We start from the raw sequence: 24,963 nt of genomic DNA, 5'->3' as shown, positions 1-24,963 counted from the left end.
CACATAATCTTTTTTGATATATAGTAAATTGTACAGTTGGGTCAATAAGTGTTTTATGCTATTTAGCTTATTGGCTGATAATATTTTCAATTCAAAACCTGTAGAGTCTTCTCGAATTATAGTCTTGTACTCATTTTTTACTAGTGTAACAGTATCTCCACCACTATAAAATACTATCTGTTCATTTAAATCGATTGAGCTCTGGCTCTTACTTATTAAACCTATAGTACTCATTATGAGAACTATCAAGATTTTGAGATGGACCATAATTTTTCCTTATAATTAAATGTTTATCTGTAAGAAGTTATTTTTAAATTATATAGGTCAATACTAAATTTAGAAATTATTCATCCCTCAAACACTTCCCACCTTTTTCTTAGGCAAAACAAGCGTCAATGCAAACGCGACAACACCAAAAAGTACCACTAAAACCAACCCTTGTATCGCGTGTAGGAAAGTAGCTAAAGTGATACCGTCCTGCTCTGATAATCCATAAAGCACTACTATACTTCCTACCAGAAAGTGATAACTGCCGATACCACCTTGAGTTGGAGCTGCCATTCCAATAGAGCCCATTACGAAAATAGTGAGAGCTGCCAAAGGCGAAAGGTTAGCCGTTTCAGGTAAGGCGAAACACAGTACATAGGTGGTAAGGTAGTAAACTACCCAAATGAAAACTGTATGAAAAACAAAGACCATCGGGTTTTTCAGGTTTCTTACACTTAAAAAACCATCGGCAAGTCCCGAAATAACTTTGCTGACTTTCTGATATAATGGCAATTGAGAAATTTTATCTTTATGGCGTTTAAAAGTCATCCAGGCCATAAAAGCCAGAATGATAAAAGCTGCTCCTAAACCCAATAGCAAAATCGGATTCTTGAATTTATCACCGAAGAAGTTGAAAAAGAACGTGCTTAACCGGTCGAACTCTAATATTAAGTTCAAAAAAATTAATACTAATAAAACCAGTACATCAGCTATTCTTTCAGCCACTACAGCTCCAAAAGATTTCTCAAACGGAATATCTTCCAGATTCTTTAAAGTACCACAGCGGGCAAATTCGCCTGCTCTTGGAAAAACCAGATTGGCTAAATATCCTACCAGCACTGCCAGCGTGGTTCTGAAAACAGAAGGATTATAGCCTAGTGGTTGCAACATTAACGCCCAGCGATACGCCCGGCTCCAATGCGCTACCAGCGCCAGAACACCCGAAAGTGCTACCCATCTATAATCGGCCTGTTTTATTTTTTCCCAGAGGGCATTTAAATCAATGTCTTTGAATACAAACCACAATAAACCTCCGGCTATGGCCAGAGAAATAACGTATTGTAAAACTTTTTTTATCATTTCACTACACGGTTATTCTCATCTGGGAACACGACAAGGGGTTTATGAGTTTTAGCTTCTTCCGGCGACATCCACGCGTACGAAATGATAATCACAATATCACCTACTTCTGCCTTGCGGGCAGCTGCGCCATTCAGACAAATAATGCCCGAACCTCTTTTGCCTTTGATAGCGTATGTTTCCAAACGCTCACCATTGTTATTATTCACTACCTGTACTCTTTCGTTTTCCATGATACCCGCGGCATCGAGCAAATCTTCATCAATTGTAATACTTCCCACATAGTTTAACTCTGCCTGAGTCACTTTCACTCTATGAATTTTCGACTTAAAAATATTAACAAGCATAAGACCTTCCTTTTTTTGATAGTGGTGCAAAATTATAAAAATGCTTAGTAAAGAAACATTATGCTATTGAATAAAATTCCGTTTCATTGTTTTGGTTATTTATATGACCTCATATCATGAAATAGGCCATCCTGTAGGACGGCCCGTTTCACCGAATAGAATTCGGTGGCTAAAATAACAAAGGAACTATTTACATACATCGCCGGACTTAAGTCCGGCTTACATAGAAATAATTCCGCGCGGCGACCGCTGGACGGCGGACCGTTTTTATTCGCCGTTAGCTTGGTTGCTATTTGAGAAGAAATCATTTTTCCACTACAGCCGAACCATTACTCTTCAAAACCTTGCTAAAGAATAACAGATGATAGGGTAATGAATTCTGCCAGTATTCCCAGGTATGGGCACCTGGTCTTTCAGTATAATCATGTGGTACATTAGCATAAACCAGACGATGGTGTAATTCTCTATTGGCTTCAATCAGGAAGTCATCTACGCCACAATCAATAATTACTGGCATATTGTTCTTCTTGATAGCATCTACCATATTGATGATTGAGTTTCTTACGTAGATATCGTTGGAAGTATCTGAAGTGCCCAATAGCTTCTGAAAACGGTCTTTCAATGATTTGGCAAAGTCTTCATTAATCCGGAATTTAGTATAGTTCATATCCATTGCCCCACTCATCGTGCCTGCAGCACAGAATAAGTCAGGATGTCTGGTCGAAAGATACATTGCCCCATGTCCACCCATCGAGAGCCCGGTGATTACACGGCCTTTGTTGCTTTTAACAGTCCGGTAAGTATTATCAATTTTCTGGATTACCTCTTTCGTAATATAGGTTTCAAACTTGTTGGTAGGGTCTGCAGGGCTATCGAGATACCAGCCGAAAGTTTCACCCTCAGGCATCACGATGATGATATTAAACTGGTCGGCCAGATTTTTTACCAGCATTTTATCAGGAGTTTTGTTCAGCCAGTCATTAAAATGACCTGACCCACCATGCAATAGATACAATACCGGATAAGAAGCTTTGCTATTGGCATACGAAGCCGGAAGTACCACAGCGGCTTTATAAGCTTTGTTCATCACGGCACTAGGTACATCAAGACTATCGACCGTAGCAGCTTGTGCATAAAGGCATGAGAAACTAAGAAAAGAAAAAACGAGTAAGCGGAGTTTTTGTAACATCATAGATTGAAAATAAATTGTAAGAAGACTCGATTAATTCAGACTTAAAGTCTGAAGGCAAAACTAATGAATCGATGGAGATTATCTAAACAATCCACAAGATTTTAAGGCTGAGTCGTTTTTTCGGCAAAATGAGCCAATTACCAGATTTATTTCGCAATTTGTACCGAGAAATAGTTTAAAATGCTACTTTTTTTTATTTTTGTAAAAGTGAAAAGCTATCTAACGTATGATTAAAAAACTACCTATTTTTTTATTTTTTATAACTACTTTTTCTTTTGCCCAGGACGCTGCAATATTTAAGCCCGACTCGATAAAAAAAAAGATTGAAGCCATACAAATCACTAATACGCTACGAATAGATGGCGTGATGAATGATGCCGAATGGAAACTGGCCAGACCTGTCTCTGAATTTATTCAGATTGAGCCTTATCAGGGAAAACGACCTACCCATAGAACAGAAGTACGGGTATTGTACAATAAAAATTACCTGTATTTCGGGATATTTTCCAGAGATTCTCTAGGGAAAAAGGCCATTCGTGCCACCGATTTTAAGCGTGATTTCAATTCAAGACAACATGATCTGGTAGGCGTATCGTTTGATGGCTTCAACGATAAGCGCAATGCTATGGCTTTGGTGACTAATCCTTATGGTGTGCAAAGAGACTATCTGTCTTTTGACGATATTTATTATGATATTGACTGGGATGGCCTCTGGCGTGTGCGAACGAGCCGGACAGATTCAGGCTGGGTGGCTGAAATGGCTGTTCCCTGGAAAACCCTGCGTTATCCAAAAACAGATTCCCTCACTCAGAACTGGGGTTTTAACCTGTATCGTAATCGACGGTTGACAAACGAGCAAACGGCTTTCTCGCCTTATCCCCGTTCGTTTACGAATACCCGTATGGACTATGCAGGGGTTTTAACCAATCTGCAACCACCTCCACCCTCGACAAACCTACGTATTCAACCGTATTTTCTGACTTCATTTGACCGTTATAAGAATTTTGACAATAAATCTGATAAGAATAATTATAAGATTGGGGGAGAAATTAAATGGGCCATTAACCCCAATGCTATTCTGGATTTGACCGCCAATACCGATTTTGCACAGGCCGATGCTGACCGCCAGGTAAACAATGTGACGCGTTTTTCTGTGTTTTTTCCTGAAAGGCGACAGTTTTTCTTAGAAAATGCCTCTTTGTTTGGCGTAGGGGTTGGGCCTAATGACGACCTTTCAGGAGGGAGTATGCGTGTGCAACCGTTTTTCAGCCGTACCATAGGCTTGGACAATAGCGGTAATCCGATTCCGATTGATGTAGGAGCGAGATTTGTGTATCGCTCGCTAAAAAGAAACTATGGGGCCATTGCCATGCGCCAACGTGAGGTAGGAGATAGCCCCGGGACCAATTTTTTTGTTGGTCGATACTCTGAAAACTTTGGTAAACAAAACCGTATCGGAGGATTAGTAACCGTAAAGAATAGCCCTATCAGTACGAATATGACAGGTACTATAGATGGATTTTTCCGACTAAGCGAGTCTCATTCATTGAATACAATGGTAGTATATTCAACTTCTACCAATGGCAGTAAATCAGGCTTTTCAGGTTTTGCGCAATATTATTACTCTACCAACCAATTCAAACTCTGGTGGACACAATCTATCGTTACAAAAGATTTTAACCCCGAAATGGGCTTCGTTTCAAGAAGCGATGTCATCGGTACTACGCCCGGAATATTTTTCTTTAACAGAGGCAAATGGATTCCGTTCAAGAAGTTGATACGTGCCTTTGAGCCGGGTATCATGACCGAGTTCTATCATCAGGCATCTACTGGAAAACTGATTGAGCGCCAGTTAAATATTAACCCTATCTGGTTTAACTTCCAGCGCGGTGGTTTCTTCGGTTATCTGATTAATCCGACTTTCCAACGCCTTACAGAGCCATTTGTTCCGCTTGGCGTAACGATAGGCACAGGCAATTATAATTATGTAAGGCATCAGATTTATGCCAGTTCCAATCCATCGTCTGTCGTTAGTCTGAATACTTCATTCGAATGGGGTACGTATTTTAATGGCCGATTGAATTCGCATGATATTCGTTTACAGATTGCACCGATTCCGCATATTTCCATTTTAGCCCGTTACAACCGGAATCATTTCAGAGATATGGGTGTCGATAATACCACAACCAAAGTAGATTTATATAGTGTTGAAGGACGTTTTGCCTTGAATCCGCGCGTGCAATTGATTGGGTTTTATCAGAAAAATGCCGAAAACCTGTCACAGAATTATAATATCCGCCTCTCATGGGAATATCGCCCATTATCTTATATCTATGTGGTATATAATCATCGGGAATTTGATAATCTGCTGCAAAAACCAAAGCAGTTAGAAGACCACGTGATTGCCAAAATCAGTTACCTTAAACAATTCTAAACATGAGACTATTAGTCATAGGAGGTTTATTAATTACCTTGCTTCATTCGTGTACGTCAAAGACTGATGAACAAAAAGCCGACTCAACCGCTTTGGCTGATAGCAGCACTGCAATGATAAATGAATGGGAATGTATCCCTGGCGAAAAAGTGGGGATTATCACAAGCACCAGCAGTGAGCAGGAATTAATAGATAAATTGGGCGCAGCCAACATAAGTGCACACGATACTGTTTATGGGGCAGAGGGAATGTTCTCCATAGGAACTATTCTTTACAAAGGCACACCGAACGAAGCCCATATTGTCTGGAAAGATACCGTTAATTTTAAAAAACCTGAATTTGTAGAAATAGGTTTTGTAGAACCGGGCAAAGAAAATCAGGTAAAATGGTACACCACCAATGGTGTAAAAGTAGGTACAAAACTGACAGAACTAGAGCAGATAAACGGTAAACCCTTTAACTTTTCAGGTTTCGGCTGGGATTATGGCGGTTCAGTTGTCGATTGGAATGGCGGAAAACTCATGAATGCTGACAGCACCAGTTATCTGGCTATTATTCTGGGATACGATTATGAAAACCAGGCTTTGAACCCTATATCTGAAAAAGTGATGGGCGATCAGGCATTTTCTTCAAAAAATCCTAATGCTCAAAAGCTGAATCCTTTCGTGTCGCATTTGATTATAAGCTTTAAATGATAAAATGAGTAATTAAATTAAACATTTGCCCTAAATTTCTTACCTAGTGAACCGTAGAACTCCGGGCAAAACTCCGTGATACTCAGTGGTAAAATAGTAACACCTGATTCTTATCGTTTAAGGATATAATTTTAATAATAAAAAAACAGCCTAAATGCTTAAAAATCAATTGCTTTGGTTTTATTTGTGTAAAAATTTTATTGCACTCTTTTACCAACATTTACTAACTCAAACTCTGAAGCAAAATGGCAACTAACAAGAAATCCGAAACCACCGACAAAGTAGAAGAAACAAGTACTCCGGCAGAGGCAGTATCAGATGCTAAAGCTGCTGTTGAAGAAACCATAGAAGCAGGCAAAGAAAAAGCCGCAGAAGTAAAAGAAGAAGCAGCCGCAGCTGTTGAAGAGGCCAAAGCCGTAGCAGAAGAGAAAGTAGAGGAAGCAGCCGCTAAAGCTGAAGAAATTAAAGCTGACGCTACAGAAGCAGTAGAAGAAGCCAAAGAAACAGCCGCTGAAAAAGCGGAAGAAGTAAAAGCAGAAGCGGAAGAAAAAGTAGCGGTAGCAGAAGAGAAAGTAGAGGAGGTAAAAGCTGATGCAGAAGAAAAAGCCGCAGAACTGAAAGAAGAAGCATCTGCTAAAGTAGAAGAGGTAAAAGCTGGTGTTGCTGAAAAAGTAGCAATAGCAGAAGAGAAAGTAGAGGAGGTAAAAGCCGAAGCAGAAGAAAAAGCACAGTCTTTCACAGAAGCAGCTACTGATAAAATCAACGATTTGAAAGAAGATGCTGCTGATGCTATTGATGCCGCTAAAGTCAAGGCTCAGGAAGTGGCCGCTACTGCAGCCGATAAATTCGAAGATTTTAAAGAGGAGGCTAAAGAAGCAGCTGCAGCAGCCAAAGCGAAAGCGCAGGAGATAGCAGCGGAGGCCTCAGAAAAAATTGAAGAATTGAAGGCAAAATATGTAAACGAAGAAAAGATTAACGAACTGAAAAATCAGGCAGCTGAGAAACTGGAAGATATCAGAGATGATGCAGCTGAGGCAATTGAAACAGCTAAAGTAAAAGCCCAGGAAATAGCTAACGAAGCAGCAGAAGCCGCCGAGAAAGTAACAGAAAAAGCCAAAGGTTTCTGGAGTCGTTTATTTGGTAAAAAATAATTGTAAAGTTTTATAAAGAATAAGGGCAATGAAATTTTGTTTCGTTGCCCTTTATTTTTACTTGCTGTATTTTAAATCAAACCAGAAAATTCCCCAGCGTCTGCAATTTCATTTCAGTTTCAATCCATTCTTTTTCTGCATTTGAATCGGCTGTAATACCACAACCTGAATAAAGTGTTGCGACTCCGTTTTGTAACTTCATCGTGCGCAGATTAACAAAAATATGCGATTCCTGCTGGATATTGACAGGCCCAAGAAAACCGCTATAAAACTCACGGTTATATTTTTCGTTGGCCAGAATAAACTGTTTGGCTGGTTCTTTAGGCATTCCGCAAACTGCTGAGGTCGGGTGCAATAAATCGAGCATCACCGTAGCCATTTCCGGAAAATTAATTTCAACTGTATCTACAATATAATCCATACGCAGGTGCATCAGATTACCAGCTATTACCGTTTTTGGGCCTTCTTCTTCAAACTCACGCACCCGTATTTTTTTCAGGCAACTCACAATATAGCGGCTCACCAAGGCATGCTCCTCAATTTCTTTTTGTCGCCATAAAGCTTCTGATGGTTTAATAGGATTACCCTCCGCATCAAAGGCAGATTGTGTGCCTGCCAGAGCCATTGTCCTGAATATTCCCTGTGCATCCTGACTCACCAGTGTTTCAGGAGAAGCCCCCATCCATACTATGCCCAGCCCCGGAATCGAAACCGCTGAGACAAAGGCATTAGGATAAGCTCTGCATAATTTATCAAACACAGCCACTACCTCAAAATCATTGGGGATATTGATATTCTTGGTTCTCGAAAGTACTACCTTCTTAAATTTTCCTGCCTCAATATCATTAACAGCGGCCTCTACTTCCTCAATAAAATCTTCTTTGGTGGTAGCGTCTGCAACCGTTTCTTTTTTTGAAAAGAAAAAAGGTTTATCACTAGCTTTTGCCTGTAATAACTCAATAAAAGCAGGGTCGACAGAGGACGGGGCAATTACTTCCTGAAATTTTTCGTTTTCGTTAAGCGTATCAGAAAATATGTAATAAAGGTCAGCCTTTAAAAAATAGGTATCGTTACCATCGGGATTAATAAAAGGAGAAAAGGCAAAACCTGGCCCTAATTCTTCAAATTCTATCTTCGTCTGTTCAGGATTTTTGAGGAAAGATGTTAAGAAATGCTTTTCGTTTTGTTTAGGCAAACGCCACATGACTGTTGGGAAACCTGATTCAAGCGCTGCATTCCAGAGTGTTTGTCGATAGGTGTTTGTCTTTAGATTTGTTGTTGTCATATCGCGGAACTATATCTTCGCACAAAAGCCAGGATATAATGTATTGAGTAAATCCTTTAATAATACAACAAATTTGGGGCGAAAACCTCTCAAAAAAAAGCAGATTTTTTAGGATGTGGGTTTATTAATATAAATTTGTTAGAAATGTCCAAAAACTTGTCAAAGCTATGAAAAAATTACTCTACTTATTGGTTTGCATAGCTTTTTCAGGCTATGGCCATGATACCAAGGGCATCCGATTCACCGAAGGCACGTGGGAACAGATACTCTCCGAAGCCAAAGCGCAGCAGAAACTCATTTTTGTAGATATTTATACCACCTGGTGCGGGCCTTGCAAGGCCATGGAAAATAATGTGTTTACCAATGCCGAAGTAGCAGATAAGTTTAATACGTCTTTTATCAACTATAAAATAGATGCTGAAAAAGGAGAGGGTATTACGCTGAAAAAAAAATATACGATTACCGGCTTTCCAACCTATCTTTTTGTGAATCATGAAGGGGAACTGGTGTACAAGACCATAGGCTCTATGCCAGCTTATAAATTTATGGCTGAAGCCACTAAAGCCTTACAGATTGGGAATGATTTCAAGTCTACCCCCGCAATGGAAAAGGATTTTCTGGCTGGCAGACGAGATGCGAAATTTTTGTACGAATTTCTGGAAAGAAAAAAACTGATTGGGGAATCTACTGATTTAGTCCTGGAAGAATATCTGAAAGCCATTCCAGAATCGGCACATAAGACCGAAAAAGTATTGATGATTATCTCAGAAAACATCGGCGCCATTGATACCAGAGCCTTTGAGATTCTGAAAAATTCGCTTCAGCGTTTTATGAATATGACCCCTGAGCAACAAAGATTTGTATTAGAGGGTATTTCAAAAGCCAAGCGAAGTACTTTCAAAAAAGTCGTTGAAACCAAAGATAAAATACAATTCGAACGGTTGATTGATGCAGTGAGACAAACCTCTTATAGCGAAGCGGGATTTGAAGCCGAAGAACGACAATTCAGATTGGATTTTGCCAAGATTACCCTCGATGCGGACAATTTCAGAATGATAGCCTCAAAAGCCGGAGCAAAATTGATGGAGAAAACCAATGAACAATTGGCCACAGAATCTCAACAACAAACCGAACGATTTATACAAAGTGCCAAAGCCAGAGGCATCAAAGAAAATACCAGAGATTATGAATTGGCTTTAGAGGATTTAAAAAACAGCGCCGAAAAAAGAACCGCTTTTCACCTGAATGAATATGCCTGGGGCTATTTTCAGTTAATTGAAAACAAAGAAGAACTGGAAACCGCGCTGAAATGGTCAGAACGTTCGATAGAGCTATTCGAATCACCTGTTAACCTACATACTTGTGCTAATCTTCTATCTAAATTATGTAGAAAAAAAGAGGCGATTAAAACAGAAAAAGCAGCGATTAAATTGGCAAAGAAACAGGGTATTGAGACTAAGGAATTGCAGTTGGCTTTGAAGGAGATGAAGAAAAGATAATTATTTATTGTGTGTATGGTAGAGACGCAAGCATTGCGTCTCAAGAGCCTGTGAGTAGATGATTATTGGATGTGTTGGCTCTGGCTGTTCCTTGCCCAATTATATATACTGGATTGCAGAATCCAATGAGACGCAAGCATTGCGTCTCTACAAAAGCAATTATTATTAAATAGATACTACATAAATCTCTTTCCCTCACCAATCTCCCCTAATCCCCCAATTTGCCGTTTTAATCTAGGAATTTGTCGATTTTCTTGGAAGTATGGGCTTTAATGAAGTATTTTTATTCATTATATTATTTTTCAAATAAAAAAATGAAAGTATCTAAGAAAAGCCCTTCCAAACCACTGAAAATTTTCTTATCTGTTGCTTTTTGTCTTTATCTAATCAGCTCTTGTAAAACCAGTCAACCTAATCAAAATACGGTTAATTCAGCTAGTACAACTGCTGTTCCACAGCAAGATCTGGTAAAAGACGTTATTAATTCATTTGCTGCTACCTCACCGGAAATGTCGCTTCCCAAGGACGCTGATCCGGATAGTGACGACTGGAAAGGCATAGACTTAGAAGCGAAACAACCTGTTAAACCCTTATATGTATCAGAAGAAGCTGAGCGATTTATGCTTCCTCCTGGCTATCATATCCAAGCGGTGCTAACAGAGCCGGCTATTCAACAACCCGGTGCCATTGCCTTTGATGGCAACGGCCGTATGTATGTGCTGGAATTACGGTCTTATATGCTAACGGCCGATTCAAAAGACGAATTAGAACCCACCAGCCGTATATCCAGATGGGAGGATAAGAATAACGACGGGGTCTATGAAACAGGCACTACTTTTATTGATAATCTGATTTTTCCTCGCTTTGTATTGCCTTATGGCAAAGATTGTATCCTAACGATGGAGTCTGACGCTGATAATGTCTATAAATATACAGATACAGATGGCGATGGAAAAGCCGATAAAAAAGAACTATTTACTAATAAATATGGACGCTCAGGTAATGTTGAGCATCAGCAGGCTTTTATGTACTACGGCATGGACAACTGGCTGTATAGTACCGTAAATGCTTTCCGTGTGCGTGAAACGCCTGGTGGAGTAGTTCGTGAAAAAACGGGCTTTAACCGTGCACAATGGGGTGTTACCCATGACGATGACGGCAAACTATGGTTTCAGGGGGGTGCAAGTGGATTGCCTTCATATTTCCAGTTCCCGATTCATTACGGAAACTTTGAAGTACCTGGCGAATTTGCCAAAGGCTTCGATATTCCTTATGGAGCAGCTGTAAAAATATCAGATATGCAGGGAGGTATGGACGAAATCAGACAGCCTGACGGTTCGCTGAAACGCGTGACCGGTTCAGCAGGAAATGACGTATATCGGGGAGACCGCCTACCGGAATCATTGAGAGGTCAGTACTTCTATGGTGAGCCGGTAGCCCGTATCGTTCGTCAGATAAACCCTGTTGTGAAAGAGGGTCTTACTACACTTCATAATGTCTATCAGGATCAGCAATCAGAGTTCCTACGTTCTTCTGACCCACTCTTTCGTCCGGTTGATATGGCTACTGCGCCTGATGGCACTATGTATATTGTAGATATGTATCACGGTATTATTCAGGAAGGACAATGGACACAAAAAGGCACTTATCTACGTACCAAAATTGAGCAATATCAATTAGATAAAGTAGTGGGTTTAGGTCGTATCTGGCGCATTACGTATGATGGTAAAGAGCGCGACAAAACCAAACCGAATATGCTGAATGAAAAAACGTCAGCTCTGGTAAAACATCTGGAACACCCGAATGGCTGGTGGAGAGATGCTGCCCAACAACTGATTGTATTGCGCAAAGACGTTTCGGTAGTTCCTGCTTTAGATAAAATGGCTTTAAACAGCCCGAATGTATTGGCAAGAATGCACGCCATCTGGGCATTAGAAGGTTTGAATGCTTTGAAAACCGAAACGGTACAAAAACTATTAAGCGATGCAAATCCTCGTATCCGTGTGCAGGCACTAAGAGCCGGAGAAACACTTTATAAAGCCGGACAAAAAGAGCTGGAGGCCAGCTATAAAACAGCTTTGACTGATGCCAATACAGATGTGGCGATTCAGGCAATGCTCAGTAGCAAATTCCTGAAATTGCCTGATCTGGAAGCTAATATTAAAAATACAGTAACCAATAATAAAGCAGCAGGTGTAAAACTGGTTGGCGAGCAGATTATTACTCCACCAAGAGTGACCAGAGGATTGGGAATAGGTGCAGAACTGAATAAAGACCAGCAGGAAATGATTAGCCGTGGAGCAGTGATTTATAACGAATTATGCTCACAATGTCATGGTAATACAGGTATGGGGACTCCGGCAGGAGATGGCAAATTATTAGCTCCGGCATTGTCAGGTTCTTCTCGCATTCAATCGCATCCTGAGTATGCTGTTAGAGTAGTGTTACACGGTATGGATGGTGCCATTGAAGGCAAGACTTATGCAGGAGGCATGATGGCTAGTATGAAAGAGCAACCTGATCAATGGGTGGCCGATGTGATTTCTTATATCCGCAATGGCTTGTCAAATGACGCTTCGTTGGTTTCAACAAATATGGTGGCTAGTATACGTCAGAAAACGGCTGACCAGTCGGGTATGTACAAGTTTGATAACCTGATTAAAATTGTACCACACGAATTACAACAACGTGATGGCTGGAAAGTAACAGCCAGTAATACGGCTTCTACTCGTATTGGAGGGAATGTTTCGCCTACCAGTGCATTCACTTATGAAGGCTGGTCGACGGGAGTGAAACAGGAAAAAGGGATGTGGTATCAGATAGAATTTCCGAAAGAGACGGCTATTAGCGAAATACAATTTAATTCAGCGGCTCAGGTGAAAAAAGGCTGGGTTCCTAAACCCAATACGCCATTTAATCAAAGACCTATGGTACAAACCCATCCGCGAATCTATACGGTAGAAACTTCATCGGACGGTACTAACTGGCAACCAAGTCTGAGCACCCAAAAAGGAAATGACGGTGACAATGTCATTGTCCTGAACCCGAAAAAAGCTAAGTTTATCAGAATAAAACTCGACCAGGGGTTAGAAAATCCGGAAGATGATATTCCGTGGACCATGAAACAATTAAAAGTATTTGAACTCAATTAATAATCGACCTAGTCATTTTTCATAATCGTAATAAAGTAAGCGAAACATAATTATCCAATGGAAAAATCAAATAATCCCTCTGTGTCACGCCGCCAGTTTTTAGGAACTGCCGCAACACTTGTTTCAGGTTCGGTACTAGCAAGCAATTCGGTTTTCGGAGCGCCTGCTTTCATAAAAAATCTTTTCGGACCTAATTCACTTATCAATGGTGTTCAGATTGGCGCAATCACTTACTCATTCAGAGAAATGCCAGATCAAAGCGCAGAAGCTGTATTGCAATATGTAAAAGAATCGGGTATAAGTGCCATTGAACTATTAGGTGACCATGCAGAAGTTTTTGCAGGCAGACCTAAAAGCACGGTTGATATGCGTTCTGTTTTTCCTTTAATGAGAAAAAGAAATGAGAAAAAAGAAGAATTAACAGAAGAGGAGAAAAAGAAATTAGCCGATGCCGAAGCAGCTATGAAATCTTTCAACGCTGAAGTGGCAAAATGGAGAGAAACCGTTTCTATGGCGAAATTTGAAGAACTAGGCAAAGCCTATAAAAGTGCTGGCATTTCTATCTATGCTTTCAAACCAAACGCTTTTGGCAAAAACAACTCTGATGCTGAAATTACCTATGGCATGAAAGCAGCCAAGGCTTTAGGTGCTAATCAGATAACGCTTGAGCACCCTTCTGACGATGCGCATACCTTGAAACTAGGTACGATGGCTCAGAAAATGGGTGTAAAAGTAGGCTACCATGGCCATGAGCAACAAACATTTACGCTTTGGGATACTGCTCTGTCACAATCTCCGGCTAATTCATTAAATCTTGATTTGGGACACTTTGTGGCAGCAGGAAATGCGAATCCTTTAGATATTATCAAACAAAAGCATGAGCGCATTGTAAGTATGCACATCAAAGACCGCCAGACTCCGGCGCACGGCAAAGGAAACGTGGCATGGGGACAAGGGGATACGCCTATCAGAGAGGCTCTAAATCTGATGAAAGACAATAAATATAAATTCCCGGCAACTATCGAGCTGGAGTATAAAATACCGGAAGGCTCGAACTCGGTAGCAGAAGTGAAAAAATGCCTTGAGTTCTGTAAGAATTCTTTGAGTTAAGAGTTTTAAATAAGTGTAAAGGCGAGCTTTGAGAGAAGCACGCCTTTATTTTTGATTTTACGAACCCAGTTGAGCGAGAAAATCCGGACCGGCATCGCCTGACCCATTAATTATATTATTGCTTAAAATAGTAAAGTCAGGACTTACCCATATAGCCTTTTTTTCAATAGGTTGTTCGTCAATAGCTGGTTCTGATACGTTTGATTGATTCATGTTAATAAACTTTAGCGGTTAGATTGAAAATGTATATTATAATGCGAATAATGGGTTAAAAAAGCAGAAATAGCGACAAGACAAATAAGACTTACTTTTATGGTGACAAAACTATAAAAAAAGACTTATGTTAGAGTATGAACTCATAGCCTTGTACCTCTATTTCTGCGAGTGCTATAATAATGAACTTCGTTGGTATAATCAGCGATTTAGCAATAATTCTTCACCGAGTAACGAAAAAATTACAGATGAAGAACTTTTGACTATCTATTTTTATAGTCGTCGGTATGAAAACAAGCATTTAAAGAAGCAAATATGGGATTTTGCCAATCGCTATATGCGTTCATGGTTCCCCCATTTACGAGCGTATTCTAATTTTAATCATCGGCTTAACAATTTATCGGGTGCCATACTGGCATTAGTTGGCAATCAGCTAGAAACACTAAAAGACATTGAGAATGCCTCAATTAACGAAAATATTTCACTAGTTGATTCCTTACCAATTATGCTTTGTTCAGGTAAAAGACAAGGCAAGGTAGCCCTTGAAATAGCTGACAAGCGGAACGCCGCCCGAACTTTTTGTGCGACAAAAAGCATCTATTATTTTGGAGTTAAACTGCATTTTGTGGCTTTTCGACGAGTAAAAAAATTACCTTTACCTGAATTCATAAGCCTTACCAATGCTTCTGAGTTTGATTTAACAGCCTTGAAGCCTATTGTATCTAAACTCACTAATAGAGCTATCTTTGCTGATAAAGCTTATGCCGATAAGTTGCTTAATGAACAACTTTTAAAAGACAGTAATACTTACATTTATACACCTGTTAAACTTATTAAAGGTGAGCATGAATCTGTTAGACAATTTAAAAAAGCAGCAGATGACCTATTTTCTACTGCTGTTTCTATTGTTCGACAGCCGATTGAAAGCCTATTTAGCTTTTTAATTGAAAGAACAAAAATTCAGAATGCTTCAAAAGTCAGAGCAACAAATGGACTTTACTCCCATATCTGGGGTTCAATCGCCACCGCTCTACTTTTTTGGATGTTTTAACCCATTATTCGCATATTATAATATTTGTTGATTTTTAAGTGATTGAATAAAAGAAAATATAAGTACAACCATAGTGGCATAAATATCTCCTTTATCTAATTGCTTTGCCACATTTTTTTGATTCATATAGGGTCTTGCAAAGGCATATTCAGCATTATATAATAATTTATTTTTCTGGACTTTCAATAAGTCAATCCGGTCGTTGAAATCAGGTGAATAAGCATTTTTTGATTTACGCCACACAATTTCATCAGGTACTATACCTCGCATCGCCTCTCTGATAAGTCCACGTCTGTATCCATTCTCAAACAAAACTTTTTCAGGAATATCCAGATAAAATTCCACAATCTTTTTGTCAAAAAATGGCGTAGTTTTTCGCAAACCGAAATAAGCATCTCTATAATAAAGCTCCTGATGCTCTCGCCCAAGGTTGCCGGCGTTCATTGCTTCCAGCAAAAAATCCCGCTGGTTAACACTTTGGATTTTATCAATCGCTAGTATCTTTTCTTCAATAGATGGCATAAAATAAGCTATATCCGTATCTGTTTGCCTTTTAAGCAATTTCTTTAAAAAAGCATAGAATGGAATAAAAGTGAGTATGTCAGACCTGATTAACCTGATGGTTGAGTGTCCATAAGTTTTCTTTAATAATCTAAAAACCCTAAAAACTTCGCCCAATTGCAAACGTTTTACCGATTCATATACATACCGTTTCCTGCTATTTGAAATGGCATGATCACCCCCATATCCATTAAACAATAGTCTGATATTCCTGTCTCTGGCAGCTTCCAGGAAAAGTGTATCCAGATAATGAAAAGGATTGAATGCGCCATCTCCTTGTGCAAACAGCTGTTCTAGATTGTCAAACGGATTAATATTTTTAGGAGGAGTGATAAATACCTGCTCCATATTAGGTAAATGTTTTCCTAATAAATTGATATAGAAACTTTCATCTTTTGATTTCTGAGGGTCATCATCTTTTAAAACAGATGAGAAAGCCGTAAACGATTTATTTTTTTTGAGGAGAGTTTCACTTAGCAGGGCTGTAACAAACGAGGAGTCCAGACCACCGCTTAATTTAACGCCCATCGGTTGATTGATGTCAATCCGATGCTCAATGGCTTCTGTCATTAATTCTCTCAGGCATTCTCCCCAATCGGCTAATGTCTTAAAATTATACTTACCCGGTATTCTGGCTGTCCAGTACTTTTTTAGACACAGACCTTTTTCAGAATTATAAGTAAGATAATGACCTCCTTTTAAAGCCTGAATATCATGTATATAAGTATTACCATCATAATTTCTGACAAAGCATTTTATAATAAACGCTTCATTAAAAGAATGGGGCGAAGGTTTCATGGCCAGAACTGCCTTTATTTCACTGGCAAAAATAAAGTGTTCTGCAGAATCATAATAATAAAAACTCCGATGGCCGATAGGGTCAGAGGCGGCAAAAAAAGAGTGAGTGATTTTATGGTATATTAAAAAACTAAATTCACCTTCCAGATAATCAACGCAGTTTTCTCCCCATTTAATAAATGCTTCTACTACTAGTTTCTCAGCAGTTACTTCGTCTGGTTTCTCAGCCAGACCTAATAGCTTTATCAACTGAACCCCATTGTCAATGCGTAAATCACTTACTATTACATAATCGTTTGACTCATAAGGCATTCTTGCCTTTTCTTCTGAAACATGTAGCACTAATTGGTGATAAGCCAGCATGGCACCTTCTTTTATAAAGACTCTTTGCCCTTCCACTGCATGATGCAGGAGCTTATGCTGCATTAATTCAATCTCTGCAGAATTTACCGATAAGTTTCGCTTATCAATAATTCCAAAAATTGCACTCATAATTCAATATCGTAGAATAGATAGATTATTTATTCGTTTAAGGCTTCGGCACCAAAATGTTTAGTCTGCTATTGGTATTAGCATTTTCTCATTGAGCATTTTTCCCAAATAAGCCTCTGTTTGTAAGGTACATAAAGTTTTATCTACCTCGTATCTTTCAGTAAGTTGTTTAATGAGAGATTCAACTGAAATGGGTTCTTTGATAAGCTCCCAGATATCGGTAGCAACAGGATTCAGACCCATAAAACCTCTATTTATAAGATTCATCATGACCGATTCATCGCCTAAGGGAGTTAGGAGAAATGACTGATCATTTCTCTTGATTTTAGTTAGCAGTTTACGCATTTTTCTAAGGTAGTGCTGATATGAGAGAATTTTATTTATCTACAGCAATTTCTGGGTAAATATAAGTAAAATTACAGGTACTTAATTTCGAAAAGAAATTTAAAATTGACATTTAACGACAGATATTGATATTTTGAAAACAGACTTCATACTAAGGAAACATTTAGAATCAGCTAAACGTTATTGATATAAAGGGCATTTAACTTTTAATTTTTGAGCAAATAGATATGAGAGCGATTCTTAAGTATAAGATAATTGTCTTTGCCATTATTTCATCCACTATTCTGAGCATTTCTGGTTGTCAGAATACATCAAAACAAAATACTATGCAAACCGAAGAAATCAAAAAAGGGAATCCTTATTATTCTCATACTGATAAAACACCATTGCACATAAGTGATGCAGAATGGAAAAAAATATTACCACCTGATGTATACGCCATTATGCGCCAGAAAGCTACTGAAAGAGCATTTACCGGGAAATACTGGAATTATACAGGCAAAGGTACCTACTATTGTGCTTCTTGCGGTAATAATCTATTCCGCTCTGATGCCAAATTTGCTAGTATGTGTGGTTGGCCGAGTTTCTTTGAGCAGGAAGACAAAAGCAGTGTAGTGTATGAAGAAGATTATTCGCATGGCATGCACCGCACCGAAGCCCTTTGCGGCCGTTGTGGCGGTCACTTAGGTCACTTATTTGACGATGGCCCGGCACCAACCCATAAACGCTATTGCATGAATTCTATCGCGATGGATTTTGAGCCGGATGATAAGACGCAGGTGGAATAATGAAACACTTACAAACAGGGCAATTTCATGGGCAGACCAACCGGACTATCTCGTTGGACGGCATTACTTTGACTGATACTGAATATACCCTTGATAAAGTAGACTGGCATTACCACGAAAATGCCTATTTCACTTTCATTCTGGAAGGAAAAGTGATAGAGGGGAATAAGAAAGAAGTCTACAATTGTGATGCCGGAAGTTTGCTGTTTCATAATTGGCAGGAACCTCACTACAATATCAAGCCACCTGGCTTTACCCGTGGTTTTCATATTGAACTGACTCATCAATGGATTAAGGAACTGGATTTTAGTCTTGATAAATTGACGGGTAGTCTGAATCTCTCAAATCCGGAATTAAAGTTTCTGCTTTATAAGATTTTCAGGGAATCAAAAGCAGATGATATGACTACTGCCTTGGGGGTGCAGACTTTATTGTTGCAATTGCTGAGCCAGATGGAAAGAGAGAATAAGCACCTCTATAAAAGTCCGGTATGGGTGGGGCAATTGAAAGAATTATTGCATGATACTTTTGCAGACCAATGGAGCCTGACCCAATTATCTGCTGAATTAGGCATTCATCCTGTGCATCTTTCGAGAGATTTCTCTAAATACTTTCATTGTACAATAGGGGAGTATATCCGCAAACTGAAAGTGGAAAAATCTCTTTCACTGCTTTCTCAAAAAAACAAATCGTTAGCCGATATAGCTTTCGAGTGCGGTTTTGCCGATCCAAGCCATTTTGGCCGATGTTTCAAGGCCATCAACGGCATAAATGCTTTAGAATACCGTAAAAATGTTTTGAGTTAGCCCCTGATGTTAATTCTGTTCTATTTTTGAAACAAAAGAACTACTTACCTTTGTGAATCAAAAAAATGAACAAAATGAAAAAGCTAATCTTAATTTTATTAACCTTCTACGCTGCCGCTGCAAGCGCACAAATCAAAGACATCGTGCAAACCGATGGTTTCGTTAATCCATTGCATCAAGCCAATGTCGGGCGCATAGCCTTTCTGCCAAGCGATATTCCTATTGACCGATTAAAAGAAAGCGATTTCCTTACCAGTTTTGAATTGAAATATGTATCTGACTTAAGTATCAGGCCATTTCTAGGCAATTCCATTACCAATTATCTGCACCAATTGGCTCCTGATATCCCCGCAGATGAAATCATCACGAAAGGGAATTATCAGTTTTCCTTTTATGTCGATGGCAAACTTATCTACAAAGAAAATCTTCACTATGGCGCTGGCTTGAAAAAACATACCACAACTACTTTCAGAGTTCCGATAACTACCTCAAAAGGAGAAGACTGGTGGGCGGTTTATATGTTTAACAGGTTCATGTTAAGAGGCGGAGAAGATGCCCTTACCGATGGAACGCATCAATTCAAAATAGAAATGCGGCCCTATATTAATTTAGAAAAAGAGGTAAAAGTAGGAGACCTGATTGCGCAGGGTGAAATCAAACTCATTATTAAAACGCCAGTGCTGACGCGTGAAGAAATAGCCATTCAACCGATTAAACCTAATTCAGGCTGGGAACTATCTAAGGCTTCTATCGATGCCTCAAAAATAGAAGAAATGAACAGACTGGTCACCATAAATAAACTTAAAGAAATAACCAGTGTGGTTGTGATAAAAGACGGCAAACTGTTATTGGAAGAATACTTTAACAAGGCAGACAGAAATAGCTTGCACGACACGCGTTCGGTGGGTAAATCATTTACCTCAACCATGATGGGTATTGCCATCAGTGATGGGTATATTAAAGATGAAAACCAGACATTGGACAAATTCTATGATTTGAAACAATTTGCGAATTATAGCCCAAAGAAAGATAGTATAAAAATTAAAGATTTATTGAGAATGAGTTCGGCATTTAATGGTTCAGATAGCGACGGCAACTCACCAGGTAATGAAGAAAATATGTATCCGACTGATAATTGGGTAAAATTCGGGCTGGATTTAGGTATGGATGACAAGAAAGTAAGCGGTAAGCAATGGGATTATTTTACAGTAGGTGTAGTTTTATTGGGTGATATTCTGAATAAATCAGTACCGGAAAGTCTGGAAAAATATGCTGATAAAAAACTCTTCACTCCTTTAGGAATCAAGAACTACGAATGGCAATATACTCCACAGAAAGTGGTCAATACTGCCGGAGGCTTAAAGATGTCGGCCTTAGATTATGCCAGATACGGACAACTCTACCAGAACAAGGGCAAATGGAATGGCAAGCAGATTCTACCGCAAAACTGGGTTAATAAATCCTTTACCAAATACCTGCCGATTCCGGGTAGAACGCATGAGTATTACGGCTATTTATTCTGGAATAAAACCTTTACCATTGACGGCAAGGATTATGAAACATTCTATTGCGCAGGAAATGGGGGCAGCAAAATCTATGTATTCAAAGATATTCCGCTAACGGTGGTTATTACAGCCAAAGCCTATAATCGTCCGTACGGCCACGCACAAGTAGATAAAATGATGCAGGAGTATATTTTGCCTGCGGTGGTGAAATGATGATTAAACTTATATCGCGACTCATCGAATGAATTCGGTATTTAAGACAACAAAGGTCTGTTTTGCATTCAGTATCGGACTTAAATCCGATACATAAACATAATATTCCCTTTGTTATCTTAGACGGCAATTTCAGTCGCTGATACTCAAAGTGCCTCCGTGCAAAACTCCATGAAACTCTGTGGTTAAACTTTACTTATTTTCATTAGCTTTGTAAGAATGATAAGTCGTGATATGAAAAAACATATTATCTGGATATTATTAATCGGATACACAAGCCTTGCTCAGGCGCAAATGAAATTTGTACATGGGCGAGATAAAAGTATGCAACAGATATTGGCAGATGCCAAAGCCAAAAAGCTGATTGTTTTTGTAGATGTATACACCACCTGGTGTGGGCCTTGCAAATGGATGGACGAACATACTTTTGTTGATGCCCGTGTCGCAGAAAAATTCAATAAGGAGTTTATCAACTTTAAAGTCGATGGAGATACTTCCGAGGGGCAGGTTGTCAGAAATTTGTACAAAATAGGGGCTTTCCCGACTTATCTGTTCATTGCTCCCGAAGGAAAAGTCCTCCATCGAATTGAAGGCGTAATGCCAGCACAGGTTTTGATGGACGAGGCCGATTTTGCCGCCAAACGGGCAAAAGAAAATTAAGCTAAATCTTCAAAACGTTCCAGCATCAGAATAGAAGCCTGTGGCAGAATCACATATCTTTCGCCTTCATACATTACTTCAATGGCATGGCGCTGTAAATAGATAGCCAGATCTCCCTCTTGTGCTTGTAGTGGCATATATTTTACCTTTTCTTCAGTTTCTTTCCAGGGTTCATCTTCGGTTTGTTGCGGTAGCGGATAGCCCGGCCCAACCTTTATAATATAACCCGTTTGTACTTCTTCTTTTTCGGTTACGGTAGGGGGCAGGTATAAACCCGAATTCGTTTTATCAGACGGATTATTCGGTTTTACCAATACTTTATCGCCTACTACAATGAGTCTCTTTAATTTGTTATCTGCGGTTACGCCAATCATAAATCATGAATATAAAATGGGATACAAAATTAGTAGAAAATATTGAGAACCTGTTTAAAAATGCTTTTGCATTCGACTGAGGCTAGAGAAATAGCCCGATTTTCATGTCTCAGGCAAGTTTTACATTTCATTTACATCTTTTTACTAACCATTAATCTTGTTATTGGTCAAACGCTGTAAGTTTGTCACAATTCCTTATAACAAAAAAATGACAAAGTACTTACATATAAAATTTAAAAAATGAAAAAACTATTTGTATTTGTTCCGGCTATCCTCTTGGGAGTATTTCTACTGAATTCTTTTGTACTGAAAGAAAAGGAGGTAAAAAAGACCCTAATAGAAGAGGGTAAATCATCTGAGATTGCCAACATTATTTTTAAATCTGTTGACGGCGGACAAACCTGGCAGGACATTAGCAAAGGGCTGCCTGAAAAATTGCAGAAAGAAGGTATATGGAGAGATGGTTTAATTGCAACTAATAATGGACTTTATTTACGTGCTGGCAATGGAGTTTATCACAGTGAACCAAATTCTGCCACTACTTTTTGGACAAAAGAGGTTTTCCCTGGTAAACAGCGTAACATTACTACTGGCAACAATGGGATATTTGCCTATGATTTCAGAGGGCAATTTTTACAAAAAATAAATGGAACGAGTGATTGGTCGCCTATTTACACGAATTTTCAGGAGCAAGCAGTACGCTTAGACCCAACAATAGATTGGATGTACAAGAATTATAAAGCGAGACAAGTATGTTCCGTTTTTGAAACTACCCGAGGCACAGTTTTCATCGGTGCTGGCAACAGCCTTTACAGGTCAGCGGATAAGGGAGAAACCTGGGAACGAGTGCAGATTGGGGGCGGATTAATGAAATTGATAGAGTCAAACGGTGTACTTTTGGCTATCGACAAAGAGGGAATATTAAAATCGACTGATGAGGGCCAAAACTGGGATCGCGCGATTGGTGAAGGAGGTTATGGCATCGCTATGGAACGTATTGATGGAGGCTTTGCTGTTATAGTAAACAACCCAAAAAATAAGACAAACAGCATACACATTTCGCTAGATAATGGAAAGACCTGGAATGCCATAGGCCAAGACCTTCAACCTACCTGGAGTCATTTATTTATGAGAAAAGTAGGCTTACTTAAATCTTCAACAGATATTTTATCTATCAAGCAAATGGGTAAATATTTAATATGTGGTCGCGCAGATGGTATATTCCGGTCATCTGATATGGGCAAAACATGGCAAAAACTATCACTTCCCTCCACAGAGAATTTTGGCTTTAGCTTATCTGTTTCTGGAAACGTGATGTATGTCATACCCAATAAAGGGTGTTGAAAAACGCTGAACTTAGCACTCCTTTGTTGTTCTCTTGCCGTGTCACTCGTTAATTACAATCTGAAAGAAGCATAGCAAGACCCTAAGTTTTAACAACACATTTATACAAGCCGAACCAAATATGATAAATCAGTGCATAATTATTCTACTTGCTACCTTGTTTTTTACTCAGTCAGGAATTGCCCAATCCACCGTCACTTTTACCGACTCACGTGATGGGCAAACGTATAAAACGTTCAGCTTTAAAAATGCTTTGACTAACACCACGGTTACCTGGATGGCTCAAAACCTAAACTACAAAGTGGAGGGGAGCTACGCTTATGATGACAAAGAGAGCAATCGAAAAGAGCTTGGCTTGCTTTACACCTGGGAAGCAGCGAAAAAAGCCTGCCCCATCGGTTGGCATTTAGCAACGGATAGCGAATGGTCTATGCTGGTGACTAAATTTGGCGGAACCGACAAGGCTGGTGAAGCCCTGAAAAGCGTCAGTGGCTGGGCGGAAGACGGCAATGGTACTAACAGCAGCGAGTTTAACGGTCTTCCGGCAGGTATTCGTAGAAATAATAGTTATGAAGTCCTGAGTGTTATGGGTTTCTGGTGGACGTCTACACCCTCAGATGAGGAGGGTAAAGCCTGGGGATGGAACCTCAGTTATGGTGGCCCCGGAGAAAAACCACTTAAAACAAAAACGTTCCGTTTCGATAGCTCTCTTTCTCACGCAAAATCTGTTCGTTGCGTGCGGGATTGATTTATCTAGTGAATGCAGCGAATCATATCCGAAGTATAACGTAAAAAAGTTTGAGGATTTTAAAAGTGAAACGGGTCAGAAATAATATGTATTGCTGATTTTAGAATCATTTCTCAGTTAGTATAAACTATGAAATACATACACCTACATGCTTTGATGCTGATGTTTGTTTTTTGCACTTCCTGAGGAGGACAAAACAGACAGCTCAAAAGAAAAAATCAAGTCTGACCCCACATATAAGTACACTGATGCTATCGGTAAGCGTCTGCTCATACAAAACGGTTTCCCCAAGGGTGAAAAATACACAGACCCCAATGGAAAGGAATATTTTAAAATTATATTCTGGACTCGAATAAGCAATGAAACAGATACTCCTCTGGAATTGAAGATTAACTTTCCTGAAGATTCATATGAGGTTCCGGCTTTACCCGGCAAATACTATAAAATATTGGTTCCTCCCGACACAATGACAGTTGATAAAGAACCCTTATTTAATTATGGTTTGACAGATTTAAATTTTTTTCTGGATAATAATCTTTCTAAACCCTCTTCGTTGAAACGGACTATTCATCCAAAAGAATCAAGTGGTTTTTATGTGGTAATACTTCGTCCGACGAGTGAAGGCGCAAATGGCACGTTGCGAACAGGACTTAGCCTAAAAGGGCAAGATCTTTTTTATCGAATCAAGTTACTGGAACCCAAATCGTTTCGTGTGATATACGATAAAGAAATACTTTGCGGAAGTATTAGTCTAAAAAAATTGAAGTTACAGAAATAAATATAAGCCAGCGTGCTACATTGCGTTGGCTTTATATATTTCAATTTATCTTTTGTTCAGGTATTGGGAAGTACT

Annotated in this window: 22 protein-coding genes; 14 read left to right on the top strand and 8 right to left on the bottom strand. The window is 39.3% G+C overall.

The genetic code is table 11. The annotated features are described in order from the left end of the window. Nucleotides 1-354 precede the first annotated feature (354 nt). From ACYVFA_RS20115 to ACYVFA_RS20105, 3 genes are all read right to left on the bottom strand, one after another. Nucleotides 355-1,347: a lysylphosphatidylglycerol synthase transmembrane domain-containing protein gene (locus tag ACYVFA_RS20115; RefSeq protein ID WP_460473649.1), complete on the bottom strand. Its 993-nt coding sequence runs from the start codon at nucleotides 1,345-1,347 to the stop codon at nucleotides 355-357. Further along, a complete protein-coding gene (panD, locus tag ACYVFA_RS20110) occupies nucleotides 1,344-1,694 on the bottom strand; it encodes an aspartate 1-decarboxylase (RefSeq protein WP_460473648.1) in 351 nt (116 codons plus the stop codon). Before panD ends, ACYVFA_RS20115 begins: the two co-directional genes overlap by 4 nt. Nucleotides 1,695-1,998: 304 nt before the next feature. Beyond that, entirely contained in the window at nucleotides 1,999-2,886 is an 888-nt protein-coding gene (locus ACYVFA_RS20105) for an alpha/beta hydrolase (RefSeq protein WP_460473647.1), read from the bottom strand. Nucleotides 2,887-3,112: 226 nt separating this feature from the next. On the opposite strand from ACYVFA_RS20105, the gene ACYVFA_RS20100 reads away from it, so the two are divergent. From ACYVFA_RS20100 to ACYVFA_RS20090, 3 genes are all read left to right on the top strand, one after another. Further along, on the top strand, nucleotides 3,113-5,320 hold the full coding sequence (locus tag ACYVFA_RS20100) for a carbohydrate binding family 9 domain-containing protein (RefSeq protein WP_460473646.1): 2,208 nt from the start codon (nucleotides 3,113-3,115) through the stop codon (nucleotides 5,318-5,320). Nucleotides 5,321-5,322: 2 nt separating this feature from the next. After that, nucleotides 5,323-6,015: a hypothetical protein gene (locus ACYVFA_RS20095; protein ID WP_460473645.1), complete on the top strand. Its 693-nt coding sequence runs from the start codon at nucleotides 5,323-5,325 to the stop codon at nucleotides 6,013-6,015. Nucleotides 6,016-6,260: 245 nt separating this feature from the next. Continuing rightward, a complete protein-coding gene (locus ACYVFA_RS20090; protein ID WP_460473644.1) occupies nucleotides 6,261-7,166 on the top strand; it encodes a hypothetical protein in 906 nt (301 codons plus the stop codon). Between the two features lie 76 nt (nucleotides 7,167-7,242). On the opposite strand, the gene ACYVFA_RS20085 is transcribed toward ACYVFA_RS20090, so the two are convergent. Further along, complete coding sequence (locus ACYVFA_RS20085) at nucleotides 7,243-8,451, bottom strand: chorismate-binding protein (protein WP_460473643.1); 1,209 nt, start codon at nucleotides 8,449-8,451, stop codon at nucleotides 7,243-7,245. A gap of 167 nt (nucleotides 8,452-8,618) precedes the next feature. On the opposite strand from ACYVFA_RS20085, the gene ACYVFA_RS20080 reads away from it, so the two are divergent. The 3 genes from ACYVFA_RS20080 (at nucleotide 8,619) to ACYVFA_RS20070 (ending at nucleotide 14,212) form a co-directional block, all read left to right on the top strand. Further along, the gene (locus tag ACYVFA_RS20080) at nucleotides 8,619-9,950 is read left to right on the top strand and encodes a thioredoxin family protein (RefSeq protein ID WP_460473642.1); all 1,332 of its coding nucleotides are present in this window, start codon (nucleotides 8,619-8,621) and stop codon (nucleotides 9,948-9,950) included. Between the two features lie 314 nt (nucleotides 9,951-10,264). Next, complete coding sequence (locus ACYVFA_RS20075; protein WP_460473641.1) at nucleotides 10,265-13,102, top strand: DUF7133 domain-containing protein; 2,838 nt, start codon at nucleotides 10,265-10,267, stop codon at nucleotides 13,100-13,102. 57 nt (nucleotides 13,103-13,159) lie between these two features. Continuing rightward, the gene (locus ACYVFA_RS20070) at nucleotides 13,160-14,212 is read left to right on the top strand and encodes a sugar phosphate isomerase/epimerase family protein (protein WP_460473640.1); all 1,053 of its coding nucleotides are present in this window, start codon (nucleotides 13,160-13,162) and stop codon (nucleotides 14,210-14,212) included. A gap of 57 nt (nucleotides 14,213-14,269) precedes the next feature. Here ACYVFA_RS20070 and ACYVFA_RS20065 read toward each other — a convergent pair whose 3' ends face one another. Continuing rightward, nucleotides 14,270-14,425, bottom strand: a complete 156-nt coding sequence (locus ACYVFA_RS20065; protein ID WP_460473639.1) for a hypothetical protein — start codon at nucleotides 14,423-14,425, stop codon at nucleotides 14,270-14,272. Nucleotides 14,426-14,552: 127 nt separating this feature from the next. On the opposite strand from ACYVFA_RS20065, the gene ACYVFA_RS20060 reads away from it, so the two are divergent. Continuing rightward, nucleotides 14,553-15,476 carry a transposase gene (locus tag ACYVFA_RS20060; protein ID WP_460473638.1) on the top strand — a complete coding sequence of 308 codons (924 nt, stop codon included), beginning with the start codon at nucleotides 14,553-14,555 and terminating at the stop codon, nucleotides 15,474-15,476. A gap of 15 nt (nucleotides 15,477-15,491) precedes the next feature. Here the strand turns inward: ACYVFA_RS20060 and ACYVFA_RS20055 are convergent, their stop codons facing one another. Next, entirely contained in the window at nucleotides 15,492-17,327 is a 1,836-nt protein-coding gene (locus ACYVFA_RS20055) for an asparagine synthase-related protein (RefSeq protein ID WP_460473637.1), read from the bottom strand. A 60-nt stretch (nucleotides 17,328-17,387) separates the two neighbouring features. Beyond that, nucleotides 17,388-17,672: a PqqD family peptide modification chaperone gene (locus ACYVFA_RS20050; RefSeq protein WP_460473636.1), complete on the bottom strand. Its 285-nt coding sequence runs from the start codon at nucleotides 17,670-17,672 to the stop codon at nucleotides 17,388-17,390. Nucleotides 17,673-17,899: 227 nt separating this feature from the next. Between ACYVFA_RS20050 and msrB the strand changes: the two genes are divergently transcribed. From msrB to ACYVFA_RS20030, 4 genes are all read left to right on the top strand, one after another. Then, nucleotides 17,900-18,460: a peptide-methionine (R)-S-oxide reductase gene (gene msrB / locus ACYVFA_RS20045; protein ID WP_460473635.1), complete on the top strand. Its 561-nt coding sequence runs from the start codon at nucleotides 17,900-17,902 to the stop codon at nucleotides 18,458-18,460. Then, nucleotides 18,460-19,266: a helix-turn-helix domain-containing protein gene (locus ACYVFA_RS20040; RefSeq protein WP_460473634.1), complete on the top strand. Its 807-nt coding sequence runs from the start codon at nucleotides 18,460-18,462 to the stop codon at nucleotides 19,264-19,266. The genes msrB and ACYVFA_RS20040 overlap by 1 nt, the downstream gene beginning before the upstream one ends. Nucleotides 19,267-19,340: 74 nt before the next feature. Beyond that, complete coding sequence (locus tag ACYVFA_RS20035; RefSeq protein WP_460473633.1) at nucleotides 19,341-20,984, top strand: serine hydrolase domain-containing protein; 1,644 nt, start codon at nucleotides 19,341-19,343, stop codon at nucleotides 20,982-20,984. A 234-nt stretch (nucleotides 20,985-21,218) separates the two neighbouring features. Further along, nucleotides 21,219-21,644 (top strand): thioredoxin family protein, encoded by a 426-nt coding sequence (locus ACYVFA_RS20030; RefSeq protein ID WP_460473632.1) that lies wholly within the window; start codon nucleotides 21,219-21,221, stop codon nucleotides 21,642-21,644. Here ACYVFA_RS20030 and ACYVFA_RS20025 read toward each other — a convergent pair. Continuing rightward, complete coding sequence (locus ACYVFA_RS20025) at nucleotides 21,641-22,018, bottom strand: co-chaperone GroES (RefSeq protein ID WP_460473631.1); 378 nt, start codon at nucleotides 22,016-22,018, stop codon at nucleotides 21,641-21,643. The genes ACYVFA_RS20030 and ACYVFA_RS20025 overlap by 4 nt on opposite strands. Nucleotides 22,019-22,258: 240 nt before the next feature. Between ACYVFA_RS20025 and ACYVFA_RS20020 the strand changes: the two genes are divergently transcribed. The 3 genes from ACYVFA_RS20020 (at nucleotide 22,259) to ACYVFA_RS20010 (ending at nucleotide 24,888) form a co-directional block, all read left to right on the top strand. Continuing rightward, complete coding sequence (locus ACYVFA_RS20020) at nucleotides 22,259-23,362, top strand: WD40/YVTN/BNR-like repeat-containing protein (RefSeq protein ID WP_460473630.1); 1,104 nt, start codon at nucleotides 22,259-22,261, stop codon at nucleotides 23,360-23,362. A 121-nt stretch (nucleotides 23,363-23,483) separates the two neighbouring features. After that, a complete protein-coding gene (locus ACYVFA_RS20015; RefSeq protein WP_460473629.1) occupies nucleotides 23,484-24,110 on the top strand; it encodes a fibrobacter succinogenes major paralogous domain-containing protein in 627 nt (208 codons plus the stop codon). A gap of 166 nt (nucleotides 24,111-24,276) precedes the next feature. Beyond that, nucleotides 24,277-24,888, top strand: coding sequence for a hypothetical protein (locus ACYVFA_RS20010; protein ID WP_460473628.1), 612 nt, complete (start codon nucleotides 24,277-24,279; stop codon nucleotides 24,886-24,888). The last annotated feature ends 75 nt before the right edge of the window (nucleotides 24,889-24,963 follow it).

Source organism: Emticicia fontis (genome assembly GCF_054779675.1).
This window is presented reverse-complemented; position numbering and strand designations above follow the sequence as displayed.

Bases quoted from the DNA above. Each gene is read 5' to 3' on its own strand.
- ACYVFA_RS20060 (WP_460473638.1), top strand. From the start codon at position 14,553: ATGTTAGAGTATGAACTCATAGCCTTGTACCTCTATTTCTGCGAGTGC.
- ACYVFA_RS20100 (WP_460473646.1), top strand. From the start codon at position 3,113: ATGATTAAAAAACTACCTATTTTTTTATTTTTTATAACTACTTTTTCT.
- ACYVFA_RS20075 (WP_460473641.1), top strand. From the start codon at position 10,265: ATGAAAGTATCTAAGAAAAGCCCTTCCAAACCACTGAAAATTTTCTTA.
- ACYVFA_RS20035 (WP_460473633.1), top strand. From the start codon at position 19,341: ATGAAAAAGCTAATCTTAATTTTATTAACCTTCTACGCTGCCGCTGCA.
- ACYVFA_RS20025 (WP_460473631.1), bottom strand. From the start codon at position 22,018: ATGATTGGCGTAACCGCAGATAACAAATTAAAGAGACTCATTGTAGTA.
- ACYVFA_RS20020 (WP_460473630.1), top strand. From the start codon at position 22,259: ATGAAAAAACTATTTGTATTTGTTCCGGCTATCCTCTTGGGAGTATTT.
- ACYVFA_RS20115 (WP_460473649.1), bottom strand. From the start codon at position 1,347: ATGATAAAAAAAGTTTTACAATACGTTATTTCTCTGGCCATAGCCGGA.
- ACYVFA_RS20080 (WP_460473642.1), top strand. From the start codon at position 8,619: ATGAAAAAATTACTCTACTTATTGGTTTGCATAGCTTTTTCAGGCTAT.
- ACYVFA_RS20065 (WP_460473639.1), bottom strand. From the start codon at position 14,425: ATGAATCAATCAAACGTATCAGAACCAGCTATTGACGAACAACCTATT.
- ACYVFA_RS20085 (WP_460473643.1), bottom strand. From the start codon at position 8,451: ATGACAACAACAAATCTAAAGACAAACACCTATCGACAAACACTCTGG.
- ACYVFA_RS20095 (WP_460473645.1), top strand. From the start codon at position 5,323: ATGAGACTATTAGTCATAGGAGGTTTATTAATTACCTTGCTTCATTCG.
- ACYVFA_RS20090 (WP_460473644.1), top strand. From the start codon at position 6,261: ATGGCAACTAACAAGAAATCCGAAACCACCGACAAAGTAGAAGAAACA.
- ACYVFA_RS20070 (WP_460473640.1), top strand. From the start codon at position 13,160: ATGGAAAAATCAAATAATCCCTCTGTGTCACGCCGCCAGTTTTTAGGA.
- ACYVFA_RS20050 (WP_460473636.1), bottom strand. From the start codon at position 17,672: ATGCGTAAACTGCTAACTAAAATCAAGAGAAATGATCAGTCATTTCTC.
- ACYVFA_RS20105 (WP_460473647.1), bottom strand. From the start codon at position 2,886: ATGATGTTACAAAAACTCCGCTTACTCGTTTTTTCTTTTCTTAGTTTC.
- ACYVFA_RS20055 (WP_460473637.1), bottom strand. From the start codon at position 17,327: ATGAGTGCAATTTTTGGAATTATTGATAAGCGAAACTTATCGGTAAAT.
- panD (WP_460473648.1), bottom strand. From the start codon at position 1,694: ATGCTTGTTAATATTTTTAAGTCGAAAATTCATAGAGTGAAAGTGACT.
- ACYVFA_RS20030 (WP_460473632.1), top strand. From the start codon at position 21,219: ATGAAAAAACATATTATCTGGATATTATTAATCGGATACACAAGCCTT.
- msrB (WP_460473635.1), top strand. From the start codon at position 17,900: ATGAGAGCGATTCTTAAGTATAAGATAATTGTCTTTGCCATTATTTCA.
- ACYVFA_RS20015 (WP_460473629.1), top strand. From the start codon at position 23,484: ATGATAAATCAGTGCATAATTATTCTACTTGCTACCTTGTTTTTTACT.
- ACYVFA_RS20040 (WP_460473634.1), top strand. From the start codon at position 18,460: ATGAAACACTTACAAACAGGGCAATTTCATGGGCAGACCAACCGGACT.